Annotated in this window: 18 protein-coding genes; 10 read left to right on the top strand and 8 right to left on the bottom strand. The window is 52.8% G+C overall.

Annotated features, from left to right (window positions below; genetic code table 11):
* Window positions 1–158 precede the first annotated feature (158 nt).
* Both DFER_RS26360 and DFER_RS26355 read left to right on the top strand, forming a co-directional pair.
* Window positions 159–1451 (top strand): NCS2 family permease, encoded by a 1293-nt coding sequence (locus DFER_RS26360; RefSeq protein ID WP_015814722.1) that lies wholly within the window; start codon window positions 159–161, stop codon window positions 1449–1451.
* A gap of 8 nt (window positions 1452–1459) precedes the next feature.
* Window positions 1460–2266: a 5'-methylthioadenosine/adenosylhomocysteine nucleosidase gene (locus DFER_RS26355; protein WP_015814721.1), complete on the top strand. Its 807-nt coding sequence runs from the start codon at window positions 1460–1462 to the stop codon at window positions 2264–2266.
* Here the strand turns inward: DFER_RS26355 and DFER_RS26350 are convergent.
* The 3 genes from DFER_RS26350 to DFER_RS26340 form a co-directional block, all read right to left on the bottom strand.
* Window positions 2241–3536 (bottom strand): chloride channel protein, encoded by a 1296-nt coding sequence (locus DFER_RS26350; protein WP_015814720.1) that lies wholly within the window; start codon window positions 3534–3536, stop codon window positions 2241–2243. The two genes, DFER_RS26355 and DFER_RS26350, sit on opposite strands and share 26 nt — an antisense overlap.
* Window positions 3537–3631: 95 nt before the next feature.
* Window positions 3632–3868 carry a hypothetical protein gene (locus DFER_RS26345; RefSeq protein ID WP_015814719.1) on the bottom strand — a complete coding sequence of 79 codons (237 nt, stop codon included), beginning with the start codon at window positions 3866–3868 and terminating at the stop codon, window positions 3632–3634.
* Window positions 3869–4015: 147 nt separating this feature from the next.
* Window positions 4016–4639 (bottom strand): START domain-containing protein, encoded by a 624-nt coding sequence (locus tag DFER_RS26340; protein WP_015814718.1) that lies wholly within the window; start codon window positions 4637–4639, stop codon window positions 4016–4018.
* 410 nt (window positions 4640–5049) lie between these two features.
* Between DFER_RS26340 and DFER_RS30390 the strand changes: the two genes are divergently transcribed.
* The gene (locus DFER_RS30390) at window positions 5050–5223 is read left to right on the top strand and encodes a type II toxin-antitoxin system HigB family toxin (RefSeq protein WP_085938718.1); all 174 of its coding nucleotides are present in this window, start codon (window positions 5050–5052) and stop codon (window positions 5221–5223) included.
* Between the two features lie 3 nt (window positions 5224–5226).
* A complete protein-coding gene (locus DFER_RS26330; protein WP_015814717.1) occupies window positions 5227–5607 on the top strand; it encodes a helix-turn-helix domain-containing protein in 381 nt (126 codons plus the stop codon).
* An 18-nt stretch (window positions 5608–5625) separates the two neighbouring features.
* On the opposite strand, the gene DFER_RS26325 is transcribed toward DFER_RS26330, so the two are convergent.
* Window positions 5626–6597: a phytanoyl-CoA dioxygenase family protein gene (locus DFER_RS26325; protein ID WP_015814716.1), complete on the bottom strand. Its 972-nt coding sequence runs from the start codon at window positions 6595–6597 to the stop codon at window positions 5626–5628.
* Window positions 6598–6748: 151 nt separating this feature from the next.
* Here DFER_RS26325 and DFER_RS26320 point away from each other — a divergent pair, with 151 nt between their 5' ends.
* From DFER_RS26320 to DFER_RS26310, 3 genes are all read left to right on the top strand, one after another.
* Entirely contained in the window at window positions 6749–7591 is an 843-nt protein-coding gene (locus DFER_RS26320; RefSeq protein WP_015814715.1) for a helix-turn-helix domain-containing protein, read from the top strand.
* A gap of 105 nt (window positions 7592–7696) precedes the next feature.
* Window positions 7697–8344: a 2'-5' RNA ligase family protein gene (locus DFER_RS26315; RefSeq protein ID WP_015814714.1), complete on the top strand. Its 648-nt coding sequence runs from the start codon at window positions 7697–7699 to the stop codon at window positions 8342–8344.
* 88 nt (window positions 8345–8432) lie between these two features.
* Window positions 8433–10304: a gamma-glutamyltransferase family protein gene (locus tag DFER_RS26310; protein ID WP_041736717.1), complete on the top strand. Its 1872-nt coding sequence runs from the start codon at window positions 8433–8435 to the stop codon at window positions 10302–10304.
* Window positions 10305–10414: 110 nt separating this feature from the next.
* Here the strand turns inward: DFER_RS26310 and DFER_RS26305 are convergent, their stop codons facing one another.
* Together DFER_RS26305 and DFER_RS26300 are read right to left on the bottom strand one after the other, a co-directional pair.
* The gene (locus tag DFER_RS26305) at window positions 10415–11248 is read right to left on the bottom strand and encodes a GNAT family N-acetyltransferase (protein WP_015814712.1); all 834 of its coding nucleotides are present in this window, start codon (window positions 11246–11248) and stop codon (window positions 10415–10417) included.
* Between the two features lie 17 nt (window positions 11249–11265).
* Entirely contained in the window at window positions 11266–12303 is a 1038-nt protein-coding gene (locus tag DFER_RS26300) for an AraC family transcriptional regulator (RefSeq protein ID WP_015814711.1), read from the bottom strand.
* A 140-nt stretch (window positions 12304–12443) separates the two neighbouring features.
* On the opposite strand from DFER_RS26300, the gene DFER_RS26295 reads away from it, so the two are divergent.
* Together DFER_RS26295 and DFER_RS26290 are read left to right on the top strand one after the other, a co-directional pair.
* On the top strand, window positions 12444–13406 hold the full coding sequence (locus DFER_RS26295) for a c-type cytochrome (RefSeq protein WP_015814710.1): 963 nt from the start codon (window positions 12444–12446) through the stop codon (window positions 13404–13406).
* Window positions 13407–13564: 158 nt separating this feature from the next.
* Window positions 13565–13978, top strand: coding sequence for a GNAT family N-acetyltransferase (locus DFER_RS26290; protein WP_015814709.1), 414 nt, complete (start codon window positions 13565–13567; stop codon window positions 13976–13978).
* Window positions 13979–13984: 6 nt separating this feature from the next.
* Here DFER_RS26290 and DFER_RS26285 read toward each other — a convergent pair whose 3' ends face one another.
* Complete coding sequence (locus DFER_RS26285; protein WP_015814708.1) at window positions 13985–15058, bottom strand: winged helix DNA-binding domain-containing protein; 1074 nt, start codon at window positions 15056–15058, stop codon at window positions 13985–13987.
* Between the two features lie 169 nt (window positions 15059–15227).
* Window positions 15228–15887 (bottom strand): SDR family oxidoreductase, encoded by a 660-nt coding sequence (locus DFER_RS26280; protein WP_015814707.1) that lies wholly within the window; start codon window positions 15885–15887, stop codon window positions 15228–15230.
* Between the two features lie 61 nt (window positions 15888–15948).
* On the opposite strand from DFER_RS26280, the gene DFER_RS26275 reads away from it, so the two are divergent.
* Window positions 15949–16752 carry a LuxR C-terminal-related transcriptional regulator gene (locus tag DFER_RS26275; RefSeq protein WP_015814706.1) on the top strand — a complete coding sequence of 268 codons (804 nt, stop codon included), beginning with the start codon at window positions 15949–15951 and terminating at the stop codon, window positions 16750–16752.
* The last annotated feature ends 94 nt before the right edge of the window (window positions 16753–16846 follow it).

The raw sequence follows: 16846 nt of genomic DNA, 5'->3' as shown, positions 1-16846 counted from the left end.
GTATGGTTCAGGTGATAAAAGAACAATTTTTAAAGCAATGCAAAATAGGAACTTACTGGAATAGTTATGACCAATTTTCGCTCGCCTATCCCTTACAGGCCCTAAAAAAGCCGCCCCCTTCAATTTAAATCAATATATTTGAACTAAACCAAAACGATATGTTCCTATTCTCCGGGCTTCGTAAAGAGCAGGTCGCCACCGAAATCCTGGCCGGGATTTCGTCATTCCTCGCCACGGCGTACATCATCGTCGTCAACCCGTCGATCCTAAGCCAAACCGGCATGCCATTCTCCGCGGTGCTTACGGCGACGATCCTCGTGTCGTTTTTCAGCAGTCTGATGATGGGGCTTTATGCCAACAACCCGATCCTCGTCGCGCCGGGAATGGGCCTCAATGCGTTTTTCACATTCACTGCCGTGCTCACCGAGGGGCTTTCCTGGCAGGTAGCGCTAGGCACAGTGTTCTGGTCGGGGATATTTTTCCTGATCCTGTCCGCATTCAATATCAGGTCCTACATTGTAATGGCTATTCCAAAACCGTTGCGGTTCGGCATCGCCGCGGGAATTGGGCTATTTATCACGCTGATCGGCTTCGCTAATGCGAAATTCATCGTTCCCAATCCTGCAACGATGATCAGCCTGGGCAATCTGAACGCCCCCACGATCACGTTTATCGCAGGATTGCTCGTTACGGTGCTGCTGCTGATCCGCCGGGTGAAAGGCGGCATTCTGATCGGCATCGTCGCAACAAGCCTGCTCGCCTGGCCGATCGGCCGCTGGTGGGGCGGCCCCGAAACGGTGATCACCATCGGCAACATCGTGTCGAAGCCTGATTTCAGCCTGCTTTTCCAGCTCGATCTCGCCAATTCATTGCAATGGAGCCTCGCACCTATTATTCTTGCATTTGTTTTCACCGACATGTTCGATAGCCTCTCCACGTTCGTAGGCCTGGCCGAAGCCGCCAACCTGCTCGACGAGAACGGCGAGCCGCGCAATATCCGCCGGTCGCTGATGGTGGACGCCATCTCGACGACCATCGCCGGGCTCACCGGCAGCAGCCCCGGCACGGCATACATCGAATCCGCCGTTGGGATCGAACAGGGTGGAAAAACAGGCCTTACCGCCGTTACCGGGGCTATTTTGTTCCTGCCCTTTCTATTCCTGTCGCCCCTGCTGAGTGCCATTCCGGCAATTGCCACGGCGCCGGCGTTGGTGCTGGTGGGTGTGTTTATGATGAAACCGGTCATCCGCATCAACTGGAACGACCTGTCCGAGGCATTTCCGGCATTCCTGGCGATGGTCCTCATCCCATTCACCTACTCGATCACGCAAGGCATCATTTGGGGGTTTCTCAGCTGGACGGCCCTGAAAGTGCTCTCCGGGCGCGCCAGGGACATTAGCATCGCCCTCCTGATCATCGACATCTTCGCCATTCTGGCGCTGATTTTTTAAAACTCAACATGAAACAACTATCAGTACTCACATTCCTCTTCCTACTCATCACGTTTTCATCCAAATCTCAAAGCATTACCGGCATTCTCGGCGCATTCCCGCCGGAGCTGGTGATGCTGGAAAGTCAGATGATGCACAAGAAAGACACAATCATTGCGCAGGTGCGCTTCATCCGGGGCGAATTACGGGGCAGGCGCGTCGTGCTGGCCGAAACGGGCGTGGGGAAAGTGAATGCGGCCATCACCACCGTGCTCATGATCGAGCATTTCAAACCACGCGAAATTGTATTTTCAGGTATCGCAGGCGGCATTGACCCAGCATTGGCACCCGGCGACCTGGTGATCGGGACGCATGTCGCTTACCACGATTTCGGGCAGATAGACGACTCGGGGATGCATTACTGGGCGACGAAAAATCCGTTTACCCAAAAAGAAAACCCATTACAGTTCCATTGCGATTCGGCGCTGGTGGGCAAGGCGGTCCAGGTTTCTAAAAACCTCCAACTGGCCAAAGTAGAGCGTGACAACGGCAGTTTTGTGCCCGCAATCAAAAAGGGGATCATCGTCACCGGTGACGTTTTTGTTTCATCCGAAAAAACCACGCGACGGCTGTTCAACGACCTGCATGCCGCTGCCACGGAAATGGAAGGCGCTGCCATTGCACAGACCTGCTACCAGCAAAACACGCCGTTTCTGATCATCCGCAGCCTGAGCGACAAGGCCGATGGCAAAGCAGGGAAAGATATGGACCGGTTCTACAACGTCGCCGCGCAAAATGCCGCCACGCTGGTTATGGCCGTTGTTGCGGAGCAATAGACGCCTGCGCGTGTTTAACCTGATAAGTATAAACCGAATACGGAAAAATAGCGGCGGCTACCCATTTCGACACCAGGCTCGCCACGACGATCGGGATGAACAGGACGTAATTATCCGCCAGCGCGCACACCAGGAAAATGGACGTGAACGGCGCATGAATGCTTCCGCTAAGCACGGCGGCCATGCCGATCAGTACGAAGTTAACGGGGATCAGCCCGAGCCCGAAAAAGTGGTTCAATACCACACAAACGATCAGCCCCAGGAACGCTCCGATGAACAGGCTGGGCGCAAAAACACCGCCATCGCCTCCCGCCCCGAGCGTAACGGAAGTGGCTACCGGCTTCAAGAGCACCACCACAAGCAACGGAAGGATCACCGCCAGCGACGGCGCCGTGGCGTGCTGGAATACGTGCTTAATGCCATCGTAACCTTCTCCGTACAAATTAGGCACGAAGAAAATGAGCGTCGAGATCAGCAGCGACCCGCCGATAATGCGGACGTAATCGTTTTTCAGTGAGCCAAAAAACTTTTTGAAAAACAGCACACATTTAGTCAGGTACACCGAATTGAACCCGGCAATCACGCCCAGCAATACGATGTAAGGCAATGCCTCGGTGCGCCAATTGGTGACGCTGAAATGAAAGACTTGCTTATAGAAGAAAAACCGTGTGACGAGATACGACGAAAGCACCGCCGTGACCACCGCTGCCGTGTGCAACTTGCTTTTCCGTTTCGTAAAAACCTCGAATGCAAACAGGAAACCAGCGACAGGCGCATTAAAAAGGGCCGTCACCCCTGCCGCGAGGCCCGCACACACGAGGTCGGTGCGGTAGTTGCGCAAGTAACTCACCTTGCGGCTCGACAATGCTCCGATTGCCGCCGTGGAAACTACCGTGGACACTTCAATGCCCGTGGAACCGCCGAAAATCACCGTCAGCAGGCCATTGAAATAATGGGAAGGAATTTTGTATGCCGGAAGCGTGTGGGCATTTTTATTAATGGTGTCAAGCACCTCCTTGATACCCTTGTTGGCCTTGTTGCGAAACAGGAAATGGCGCAGCAGGTGAATGGTTGTGAGACCAATGAGGGGAATAATGAAGATCAGATATCGGTTATGCCGGAGGTTTTCGAGAAATGCCTCTTCATAATGTTCGGTGATGACTTTGAGCGTATCGGCCACGAGGGCGGAAAAGATGCCTGTAACGGCGGCGGCCAGGATCACCGCAAACACTCTTTTAATTTTTTTAACCTTGTAAGAACTAGAATCCATTGCTTATCTTAAATCCGGAGGGAGAATCGAAACCCCATACAAAGGTAACGCCTATCCGGGTATTTAAGTTTAGCAATGGATTCGGACGGGGGTATTTACACCAGCGTTACGCCGCAGGGGCATGCCGCTCCCCGCTGGGGGCCGTTGGTATATTCCAGTTTGAGCCTCTTACCTTTTTCGTCCGCTTCTTCCAGCAGTTCGAAAGTACGCCGCTCACCGAACATCAGGAGCGATTGGAAAAGCACGCCGGCGTATTTACTTTCTTCGCTGCCGGGGCCTTTTTCCTTGGCGAGGTCGTTGTAATGTCCGAAAAGATCTTTTCCCTTTCCCATGATTATATGTTTTACATTGATTTTCAGGTCACTGGTTTGTTGCGGATTTCTGCGCTTTCAAACTCTCGTTGCCCAATTTAGAAAAATAATCATAAAAAATCTCAAAAAATGCATGCCAAATATCCGAAACGATATGCTTCAACCTAATCAACGGCCGCCAGCCGGCACCGCTTTCCGCTGCGCCAGCACCTTCCGCATGTTCTGAAAAGTTTCGATTGGAGCTCGACTGGCAAACATGTTCACCACATGCGCAGGGATATGCCCGCCCGGATCCACTTGGAGCACATATTCAATCCATGTTTTACCATTCGGCAACGGGCGGATGTGCCACCGGTTCACCGAATGCGTAACCCGCACAATACCTTCTTTCACGGGCAAAACTCCCGGCACCGCCGGGGCATCAACAGTTACTACATCGCTCGTCGCATTCCTGATCACTTTCAAATGCGTCACAAAATCGCGATTATCCAAAGGCCACGGCAAACTGACCTCAGTGTGGTAAAAAAGCTCGGTATCCGAAATCCGTTTGACCAGCCTGCACGATTTTGTATGGCAAACCCACTGCCCGGCAGCATTCACATCCAGCAGCAATGCGATCACTTCCTCCACACCCGCATCCAGGGCACACTCGGCTTTCATGGCTTTGATCTTCGAATCAGCCACCGTTTTGGCATAAACCTGAATGCCATCCCGCCTGGCCACGCGCCTCCACCCGTCCTGCGCCACTGCGAGCGTAACACACAGAAAAAGAGCCGCTAAAACGAGTACCATGCATCTCATAACGATACAAAATTCTCATTTCAACGGCCAATCACGAACGCCATTCCGCTTCCGATGCCAAAAAGCACGATTTAACTGACAGAAAGCATGTTTGAATTGGTGGTAAATGGTTTTAGCCAGTGGGTCATTGGATTATGTTGTGCTGGGGTTGAGTTTCTATTATTTGGTAAAATTCCAACCGTAAGCTGCAAGTACCAATCCGGAAAGTTGGCAAAATACCAACCTTCTGCTATCTTTCCGTAACCTTTGACCGTTGCAGCTTCATTAATGAAAGTTGCATTATGAAAATCGTTCGGGCCCTACTACTGACTCATTTTGCCCGGGAACATGTTGATTCGGGCAAAAGCCTCCGGGTGTGGACACAAGTGGTGGAGCGAGCCGATTGAAAACGGAATTCCGACGTGCTCGCAGATTTCCCGAATGCAAAACTGATTAAAGGGCGCAGGGCCCGGTTTAAGATTAATGGGAACAAATATCGCCTGATCGTCGAAATTCATTATCCCGATTCAATCGTCGAGGTGCGCTTCATTGGCACGCATGCCGCTTACGACCGCATTAATGCAGAAACAATTTGAGTTATGGAACACAACCAATGGTATTTAATAGAAACGGAAGAGGAATATGAGGCGGCACTCAACCGTTACGATCAGGTAAAGTTTGCTACAAAAGCTTCAACGTATTACAGAGAGAAATTGCTGCTGGTGCATCTGATCAGCGAATATGAAGCAAAGCACAGCGCGCTTCCGGAAGTGGACCCGATCGAGCTCATCAAAACCCGAATGGAAGATTTCGGCTATAAACCCGCCGACCTGGCCCACATTTACGGCGACAAAGGGACTGTCAGTAAGGTTTTAAATTACAAACAGGCCCTGTCGCTATCCATGATTCGCAAATTCGGCCAGTTTTTGCATATCCCTGCCGACCTGCTGATCCGAGAATATTCGTTAAAAAGCGTTTAATACAGCGCCACTTCCACCTCACCACCGATCCAGCCCCAGCAGTTTCCGCCCAAGGTCGCTCAGTTCTGCGGTTTGGTAGCGTGTTTTTTCCCAATTTCTTGGGTCGCCGGGGAATGCGTAGCCTTGGGGAGCCTCGCGTTCGCGCCAGGAGCGGATGCGCCATTGCCGAAGCGCCTCGTCGTCTTCCTGCGCGGGCATCATCGAAATGTATTGTGCCAGACGGACTTTGTCTTTACTGCGATTGGCGCGGATGCCGTGGGGCTGGGAGCTGTTGAAAATCAGCAGGTCGCCTGCATTCATCTTTACTTTGACGATCTCAAAACCGGTCACATCAGGCTGGAAATGGTTGCGGTCTTCGGGCTGTGTGAGCTTCCAGGTGTCATAGGTTCTGAACAACTCCGGCACGCACTGAAATCCGCCCATATTTTCATCGTCCTGATCGGCCAAAGCAAGCACGCCCTGCACGTTTTGCGGCTTGGTTTCGGGGTCGTAATCCCAGTGAATGAAGCCCTTGTACTCGAAGCCGGGGCGGAGCGGGAGGTTGAGGTTGGCGCGGTCAATTGTTACCCAGAGTTTTTCGGTTCCCCAAATGTCGGAAAATGCCTCGTGCACCTTCGGGTACTGCCGGTTATCCCACAAATACTGGTGGTTGTACACCTCCACCATTCCCGTGTTGGTGAGCTCTTTCATCTTCATTTCGGCACGCGGAGGCGCATACCAGGTTTCGGGATCGTTCGGGTCCTTTTCTTCAAATTCCCATAGAAAATCGGCCATTCGCTTCACCTGGTCCTTCGGTACGGCGTCTTTGATCACGATGTACCCATTGGTAATCCAGAAGTTCCAGTCGTCCTCGGAAAGCAAGCGAAGCGGTCGACCGTTACTTCTGTCGTTCAGCCTGATGTTACTCGATTTGGCTGTGGAAGGGTTTCCGGGGATATCCTGGTGCGCATTGGCGGGCGCCATCGTGGCAGCCATCGTTTTCGTTTCCATACCAATAATATTTTTTCATGATTGAATAAAACAAAACTAATGCACTGTCCGCGCCCCGACTACCGCTGTAATTGCCTATTTTTGCTCTCTGTTAACATTCTATGAAGGCTAATCATAAAATGCTGGCAAATCAAGTGCAACATTTCCACTTATGAAGATCATCCGCGAAGACATCCGCCCCGACCAGGGAAGTTCTTTCAAAATCCTGCTGAGCCCGGGGTTGAATGATACGTTTCTCTGGCATTTCCATCCCGAGTATGAGATCGTGTATGTAGAAGGTTCCGCCGGCACGCGGCATGTGGGCGGCCACACGTCGGTGTACGAGGGCAGCGACCTTGTCTTCATCGGCCCCGATATCCCGCACCTGAATTTCGACTATGGCGTCCGTACGCAATGCGAGCAGGTGATCGTGCAAATGCGGGAGGATTTTCTGGGAAAGGAATTTCTGCTCGCGCCCGAGCTGGCGGGTATCAAAAAACTATTCGAGACGTCGCATCACGGCCTGTCGTTTGCGGGGCACACCAAATCACTCGTCGGTGAAAAGCTGAAACAATTGCCCTCGCTTGCGCCGTTCGATCAATTGCTGGCGCTTCTTGGCATCCTGAAAATCATGGCGGAATCCAACGAAGCGACGATATTGAATCCGCGACCGGCCGGCAGCAAATCTTTTCAAAAAGAGCAGCACCGCATGCAACATATATATGCCTACGTGGAAGCGCATTTCGACCAGGCGCCGGATGTAAACGAGATCGCGGCGGCTGTGAACCTGAGCACGCCCGCATTCTGTCGCTACTTCAAAGCCAATGCCCGCATGACGTTCACCGATTTCGTAAACCGGTACCGCGTCAATCAGGCGAAAAACTTCCTGCTCCAAGACCGCTCAGTATCAGAAGCATGTTTTGCGGTAGGGTTCGAAAGCCTGTCCTATTTCAACAAAATTTTCCGGAAGATTGTCGGCGAAAACCCCTCAGCGTTCAAGAAACGATATTTATAATAAAATGTATGATATTTTTAAAATCAAATATTTGGTATTTAAAATATCTTTACTATCTTTACAAGTGAAATTTTTATCGCAAAAATTTTATTACACTTCATCAACATGAAATCTATTCACTTCAACAACAATGATTTGAGTACGATCAGGAACATCCGGGAGCATCTTTATGAGTATCTCCTGGTTTTTTCCTGTGATCCGGTCACGGAAGCCGCGATCGGCAGCATTAAGCAGTATTTCCAAAAGGCCTATGGTTGTGAGATGGCCACGGGCCTCCGCCCTCACCTCTCCCTTTTCAATTGCATCATCCACGATTACAAGCTCGATAGAATTGTGCAGGGTTTTGAGAAAGTCGCCCGGCATGTCGAGCCTTTCCGCATCGAATTGAATGGATTTGACAGGTACGAAGGCGGCACTTTTTATGTGGATCTGGAAGAAAATGCCTCGGATCGCGTAAGCCAGCTGGCGAAAAGCCTCCGAAACGAAACGGTGGGCCACTTGTCCAAATGGGCTTCGGGCGAGTTCAAGTTTTATACCGACCCGCACGTCACCATTGCCCGGCAGATGACGCCGGCTCAGGTGGATAGCGCCGCCAGGGAATGGAAGAATAAGAAGTTCCGCTCGTCCTTCCGTGTTACCGAAATGATTTTGCTGAGACGATCTCTGGTGAATGGGTCCAAATTCCGTGAAATCGCCCGTATGCCGCTGCTTGGTCTTCCGGACCAGACATTGGTGCAGGCCAGCCTGTTTTGAACCCCGCGAAAATGGCCCGACAGCCGCATGAATGGATTTTGAAGGAAGACAGGTGTTTCGTAATTTGACGCATCCTAAACACCTGCGCATGAAACCGAAATTCCATCTACAAGCAACGATCGGGCTGATACTTTGCGGCCTGACGGCCTTTTCACAGTCTTTCAACAACTTTCCGGTCACCACACAAAAGCCGCCGCTGCATGCGAAGCATTGGATGGGTATCACCGGAAAGCCGCTTGCGGCTACGGCCGGCGCGATGATTTTCAGCAAAGGCGGCAATGCCGTAGATGCATCGTGCGCGATGCTCGCTGCGACGTGTACCATGTGGGATGTGCTGAGCTGGGGCGGCGAAACGCAGGCGTTGATCTACAATCCCAAAACGAAAAAGGTGATCGCGATCAATGCCATGGGTGTGGCCCCAGCGGGCGCTACGGCCGCATTTTTCAAGAATAAGGGCATGAAATATCCGCCGGAATATGGTCCGCTGGCGGCTACCACGCCCGGCACACCCGGCGGCCTGATGACCATGCTGGCCGAATACGGAACTATGAGCCTCAAAGAAGTGCTCGCACCGGCCATACAGATGGCCGAGGGCTACCCCATCGAGGCGCAAACGGCCAATTCTATTGAAAAAGGCAAAGCTGAGATCAAGAAATGGCCGTATTCTACGAAGGTATTCCTGCCACACCTGGGCCAGAAGCGCGAGGCGCCGGATGCAGGCGAGATATTCGTTCAGAAAGACCTTCGGGCAACATTGCAGAAGCTGGTCGATGCGGAACAACAGGCCCTGAAAAGCGGTAAAGAACGCAAACAGGCTATTTATGCAGCATATGACCGGTTTTACAAAGGCGACATCGCCAAAGAAATCGCACGTGGGTGCCAGGAACAGGGCGGGCTGATCACCGAGCAGGATATGGCCAACTGGAAGGTCAAAATCGAGGAGCCGCTGGTGACAAATTACAAGGGCATAGAAGTGTACAAAATGCAGCAATGGACGCAGGGCCCGGTGATGCTGCAAGCGCTGAATATGCTCGAAAACTTCGATTTGAAGGGAATGGGCTATAATTCTTCGAAGTATGTGCATACCCTGTACCAGGTAATGAACCTCGCATTTGCTGACCGCGACTTTTACTACGGCGACCCTGCATTTGCACCGGAAGAACCGATGAAAGGATTGCTTTCGAAAGAATATGCAAAAGAAAGGATCAAGCAGATCAACTGGGAGGAAAACGATGCGAAAACACTCCCGGGCGACCCCTACCCTTTTGAAGGCAAAAAGAACCCTTTTTCGGAGCAGATCAAGACCTGGGGTAGTTCGCAGGCATCATTGAACCGCAATGCGAACGGCCTAGACGAAAAATTCATGGAAGAGTTCACCGCCGGAACCACATCGGTAGAAGCAGCCGACGAGGAAGGCTGGGTGGTGAGCATCACGCCCAGCGGCGGATGGGTGCCTGCGTGCATTGCGGGCAACACGGGCGTAGGCCTGAGCCAACGTATGCAGTCATTCGTGCTCGACGCGCGTGAGAACCCGTTCAATGTGGTGGAACCCGGCAAGCGGCCGAGGGTAACCCTCACTCCGAGCCTCGCCATGAAGAATGGAAAACCATTCCTGTCGTTTGCGAAACAGGCCGGCGACGAGCAGGACCAGCTGCTTTTGCAGTTTTTTTTGAATATCGTGGAGTTCGGTATGACCGTTCAGGAAGCGACGGAGGCGCCCAGTTTTAAAACATTACAAATGTATGCCAGTTTCGGGGCGCATGAGAAGGACCCCGGTGGATTGATCCTCAACCAGGCCATGCCCGACTGGACGCGGAAAGAGCTTTCGCAAATGGGTTATAAACTAACCTATCAGCCCCGCACCAGCGGCCCTATCAATGCGATTTACTTCGATTGGCAGCATGGCAGCTTCTGGGGCGGATCGAGTAATCATGGTGAAGACTATGGTTTCGGGTGGTAATCTTCGGACATTCGAAGATTGCTATGCGATGCCGGGCCGGTAGCAGGGAACGGAGTAGCGGCCTCGCGAATGCTCACCAGCCTCTTAGGCTCGCTATACACATGGGGCTGCTATAACTGTGAGCGATCGATAAGGCGGATCATGCCAAAGGCCTGGCCGAAGCCGGTTTGCTGGTAAAATGGGGCCAGTCCTTCACCGGTAAAAAGCCCCACCAGTGCGCCATCGGGCGCATTTGCGTCAAGCCAGCGTTTGACCTCCCGCATCACCGCAGAGCCCACTTGCTTTCGCTGCCAGTTGCAGTGAACCATCACATCCTTGACATAGAAAAAGCTCAGCCCGTCACCGAGCACGAGCGCACAGCCAATGGCCTCACCGGTTTCCGCAATTTCGGCAACAGCCACGAAAAGTGTGGCGTCGAGCTTTTGTTGAAGCACTTCTTCCGACTGCATATTACTCCAACCGACAGATTCGGCCAGTTTTCGATATTCCCCAACGGTGATGGCACGCCCGACGACGCGTACCGATGCCGGTAGCGGCTCCGATTTCCGTTCACCGCCGGTTGAAGCAGGCGTCGCGAAGGTAATGTACTTGCCATTGAGGTCTTTCACGACATATTCCTCAAAACCCCACGGCTGCTTTTCCAGATGCATGACGATTTGCGCATCCCTATCCCGGTGCATTTGATACAATTCGCGAATGTTTTTAACCCGCAACCACACACATTGCCCACGATGCCGCTCGGCGGCCTCGGCGTCCTGCGAAAACTGAATAAACGCACCATGCCACGATACACCGCCATGAGTGGGAGGCGTGCCCCACGTCCAGTGCCCGGGAAAACCCAGCACCTCGTGCCAGTACCGAACGGTTGCAGCCACATCGTTGACCGAGAGCACCGGCTCTGCGTGAGAAATAAACGGTTCGGACTTTTCGTCAGGGGCTAGCATGGAGTCGATTTAGTTTTTTAAAGGTCAAGCAGCGCTTCCGATCGTCTGGATGCGGTGTTTTTGCGGATATCGCCGGGTAAGGCATTGGTCCAGGTCTTGAATGCGCGCCTGAAACTTGTATGGTCAGCGTAACCGAGCATTTCGGCTATATCGGTAATACTCTTGTCGGACCGTTCCATCATCGCCAGCGCGAGTTCTTTGCGGAGTTCGTTACAGATCGCACGGTAGTTGTTGCCTTCCGCGGAAAGCCGGCGCTGGAATGTGCGGGTGTTGGTATTGAGGTAGGCAGAAATGGCTTCAATCGGCGGGATCTGGCCTTTGAAACCGGAGAGGATTGCCATTCTGATTTCCTCTGCAAAGGTCTTCGTCGAGGCAAGCCGCTCTTTTTTCTCCTGCAAAAGCTTATCGAACAATGCAAAAAGCGACACATCATAGCTCAACACCGGAATATCCAGATCGGCCTTGTGAAAAAGCAGGCCGTCACGCGGGGCATTAAACGTCAATTCGCATTCGAGCACTTTCTGGTAAGCTTGCGGATGGATTCTCTGATGCGTAAACAATGCCCGGACCGGCGTAATCTTCCGGCCCGTGAGCGTCCGGAGTACGTGGAGCGCCGAGGACTTACCGATATCGGCCGCCTGCCGTGCACTGATGGGATATTTGTTCGACCATAGCGCATCCGGCTCCATGTAAAACCCGGCCAGATCTCCCTGATATTCAATATTGTACTTGTAAATCATTGAGAATGTGTCATTGTATTTGCACACCATTTCCATGACCGTCTTCACCGTTTTGCACGATTGCAGCAGGTAGCCGATCATTCCGTAGCTGGTCGGGCGCATGTGCGTACCCATGTGCAGGCCGATCATTTCATCGCCGCTCAGCGACATCATGTCTTCCCAAAGGTTGGGCGCAAATTCCCAATCGATCATCCGTTCCGAATCATTGAGGTCAGCAACGGTAACGCCCGCTTTCCGGCACAGCTGCTGGAAATTGATCCCGTGCGCGACGCCTTCATAGATCAGATCGCGGAGAATAGACATCTGAAACTCCATAATCACACAAAAGCATTGATTTTGTCACAAAATACATCTTTTGGACGCGCATTCGCAAAATACTTTTGCAGTGTTAAAAGCTACCAGCCAGGCAGTTAGTAACACAAAAAGTTCAGTATCAGTATTCAGTCAAATTAGCCATGAAAAGAAAATTGATTAAATGGACATTGCGCATTGCGCTGGGTGTAACCATTCCGCTTGCTGCACTATTATTATATGTACAGTTCAGCTACCGGCAAAAATTCAGCACCGCTCCCACCGGCATTCGCGCGAGCAACAGCCCCGAAGCCATTGCCCGCGGCCGCTACCTGGTAACCGGGCCGGGGCATTGCGAAAGTTGCCACGCGCCGGACGGCACCGAGCGGCTGCAAACCGGCTCATTGAAGGGGCTCATCGGCGGATTAGAGATCAAATTACCGTTCGGTATCATTTACACACCCAACCTCACACCGGACAAAGCAACCGGCATCGGCAAGTATAGCGATGAAGTACTGGCATCGGCATTGCGGCATTCGGTGAAGCACGACGGCACGGCGCTGATCCCCTTCATGTCCTACAACACGATGAGCGATGAGGACATTGCGGCGGTAATCTCCTACCTGCGGAGCATCCGCCCGGTGCCGAACGATGTCCCGGAGCACGATCTCAACATTCTCGGCAAAATCGTCCATCGCTTCGCATTGAAGCCTTTCCAGGCCGGCGAAGCTCCGCCGAAATCGGTAGTGCCCGATACGACGGCCCGATATGGCAAATACCTGGCGCTGTCGGTCGGGAATTGTGCGGGATGCCACACCAACCGCGGCAAAACCGGTGATTTCATCGGCGCCCAGTTTGCGGGAGGATACCGGATGCCCGCCAAAACCGGCACGTACGGCACGCCCAACCTGACGCCCGACCCGGAAACGGGGACCATCGCCCAATGGTCGGTAACCGATTTCATCAAACGGTTCAGGCAGGGAGCGTTATTTCCTGATTCGCCCATGCCCTGGAAATCGTTCGGTGTGCTGACGGACAATGACCTGAAAGCGCTGTACTATTTCCTGCAATCGCTCGAACCCGTGAAAAACGCGGTGCCGCGTTACACGCCTCACGACGCGGATTGACATGCCTGCCGTTTTCTATTTCCTGGTGCGAATGGTATTCCGTTGGCACCAGGTCCGGCGCAAGAAATCCAGCTGGGTGATCGCCTTGTGGCGGGCCGGAATAGCGCTATTTTTGCAAAAATTACTGTGTATCAGCCTCTTTTTGCAACAATAAATAAATGGATTCAATTGAAATTCAAAAGGTTACTGCCGGCGACCTCATTGATATCCGGCATTCGGTGCTGTGGCCCGATAAGCCCCGCGAGTTTGTAAAAGTACCGGAAGACGACAGCGGCATTCACTTTGGATTATATTTCAGCGGCGAGCTGGTGTCAGTTATTTCGCTGTTCGCCGATGGGCAGGATATCCGGTTTCGCAAGTTTGCCACGCTCCCAGACTTTCAGGGCAAAGGATTGGGTTCCAAGTTATTGCAACATGCCATTTCATATGCGAAGGCGCAAGGCTACAAGCGCATGTGGTGCGATGCCCGCACCGATGCGCTCAGGTTTTATGAGCGGTTCGGCTTTCAAAAGTTCTCCGAACCGTTCCTGAAAGAACACATCAGTTACTATAAGATCGAGCGGATGCTTTGACGACCTTTAATCGAATACTGCATTCTTTTTACCCACAAAACGCGCATAAGCAGTGCCGGCCGCATCCAGCGACTTTTCCGCGGCGGCCGGCATGTCGGTCAGCGTCGATATTTCGATGTGGACAGCATCTTTTTTCTCGGTTCGCCTCCAAGCGGCTACGATTTTGCCTTTCACCATCACAACCGGCTTGAAAATGCCGCTACCCGACGCCGGGTTATTCGCCACGGCTTCGTCCATGGCCGCGCTGCGGTCGGCGTAACTGATGGTGAGCTCGTCGTAAGCGGGTATGAGCATCGCCTTGGCCGGGACCTTCGGTATTTCGGATACGCCGGTGAAGATGTACTCGCGGCCGTTGACATTAGTTGTTTCAAACTCGCTGCGGACCGCTTCGAAAGCCAGCTTTGAGTCGGCTACCGGCAAGCCGCTCCACCAGGCAAAATCGTGGACGATGGCCGGTCCGTGGCTTGCAAAATAGCGCCTCGCCAATGCACCCAGTGCCTCTTCACGCGGTACGGGTGGCGCAGAAGGCACTTTTTTATCAAACAATGCGTAGGTAAACTTCTTCCCCCGACGGGCACCGTTGCAAATTACCTTATCGAGCTCGGCCTGGAACATAATGTGCGTGGCGCGGAGGTTATCTGTTTCGATGCCCGCTTTATTCACCTCCGCAATGATTTCTTCGCGCGTTAATTCCTCGCCGTCGGCCAGCAGTTTCCCTATGAGGTCATTAGTGATGTTAAACACGGAGCTATCGAGTTTCAGCTGGCGGTACATACTCCCGGCCAGCTTCACCACATGCGGCGCGGTGAGGTCCATCATCCAGCGAACGTCCTCTTTCGTCACGAAATGCCAGGTAGGCCTCAGGATATGTGTGCGAATGATACCCCCGGCGTCAATAGCTTGCTCCACCCGGGCGTCGGTGGCTTGTTTCAGCCGAAGTCCGAGCGCCCATTTTGCCATTCCAAAATCCTGCGCCTGCACCGCGCCCATCCAGGCGACCAGCTCGGCCGGCTCGGTGTAGCGAGAGTTGAGTATCTGCTGGTTGGCGAGACGCAATGCGGCAATGTCGGCGAGGTTCATGGCTGGACGTTGGGATTTTTGTACGTCGCTAAAATGCGGATTTATGTACAAAAAAGAAAACCCCGCGCCGCTTCCGGCCCTGCCTATGAAATCCTGTAATGCCTGCCTGACTGCATTCCGACGACCGATATGCATTGCGGGTGCATTAATATGTGCATTCCGAACGGCATTATCCGGCCATCACGCTGCTCCCGCAAAAACCGGGCACTGCCTCTTCGAGCATCGTCACAGCCATCGCAGGAAGCTCCGGCCCGTCCGAAACCGGCAGGTGAAAGCTGGCAATGCCCAGCCCGGCATCATCCATTTCGGCGTTCAGATGTTCCGCAAAACGTATGTGGTAGGTGAGCAGCGCCTGCTCCCACACCGAAACGGGCTGCGGGCTGCACCACAGGTCTACCACCCGGGCGTGTGCATGGAGGAGCAGGTTCGGCAACAATTGGTGCAGGAACAAAATGTGGCTCGCGTGACTGGTTTTCAACCTTCGGTCGAGCGCGCGGATGTCCTCGTTTTCGAGCGTCAGCGGAAAACCGGTTTCGGCATAATTCACAAGCAGGTCGACCTCGAAACGATCGTTGATCTTCTCGCAGGCGACGATGATGCTTCCGGTATCGGCGTCGTCGGTGACCAGGTAATGGACGAGCACGGGATATTTCCTCACAATATCCCTCACCAGCGCTTCGAGCGCGGGTTCGCTGGTGCCGGTGAGGATGAGATGGCGGTGATTGGCGGCCAGCGCATTGGCAAAGGCTTTTCCCCAAGGCGTGTCGGCCTGGCGTATTACCGAGAAATTCATGGCGTAGGATAATTTTTTGCGAAATAATGAGGGCATTTTAGGTTAAATGCCACCAGAGTTGTCCTTACAACATACCGCAAAGAAAACCGGGAAGCCCATGAGAGGAAATACTGATTTATCATTACAAAACACGCCGGGCCGCCCTGCGAGGATTGCGCCCGACTACCTGCCATTGCTGAATAAATATTACGACTTCGACGGCTTCGAACCCGAGCGCCTGGACAAGCAACTGGCGCTTATCCGGGCTATGGCGCAGCTCAGCAGCAGCGGCGTGACGGTTTATGATCTCCAAAAACAAACGCACGTGTACGTCTCCCGGAATTTCTATGAACTCTACGGTTATGAATTCGCAGAAACGGAATCGAGCATTCCCAATGAATTGTTTGACCGAAAAATACACCCCGACGACCGCGAAACGCTGGCGCGCAATGGCTACGATGCGATGAAGTTCCTTATGGGGCAGCCGGTGCACCTGCGGAAGCATTTTAAAATGGTAACTGAATACCGGCTCGTGCTGAACGACCAGGTATTGCGGGTAACTGAACAACACCAGGTGCTTGAACTGGATGCGTCGGGAAACATATGGCTATCGCTGGGCGTGATCGACGTTTCGCCGAACCAGTCCCAGACCGATGTCCGCAGCCAGGTCATCAACTTCCGCACGGGCGAGCTCATCCAGCCAGTGGCCAGCCGCATTGATCCCGGGATCAAACTGACGTCGCGGGAGAAGGAAATACTCGGGATGATCGGCAAGGGCAAATTGAGTAAAGAAATTTCCGCATTGCTGGACATCAGTGTCCATACTGTCAACACTCACAGGCAGCGCATTCTTGAAAAGCTGCATGCCGACAATTCCATCGAGGCATTACAGAGTGCAAAAATGATCGGGCTGCTGGCTTAGGAGCCATTTGAGCCGGCATTTTGATCAAGAAAATATTGATTTGAAATAATTCTACAAGTGAGTAAAAATAAATGGTACAGTTTTAATGCTAACG

This window comes from Dyadobacter fermentans DSM 18053 (assembly GCF_000023125.1).
GTDB classification, from domain to species: Bacteria; Bacteroidota; Bacteroidia; order Cytophagales; family Spirosomataceae; genus Dyadobacter; species Dyadobacter fermentans.
Note: the sequence above shows the minus strand (reverse complement) of the source record. Positions and strands in the feature narration are given on the sequence as shown.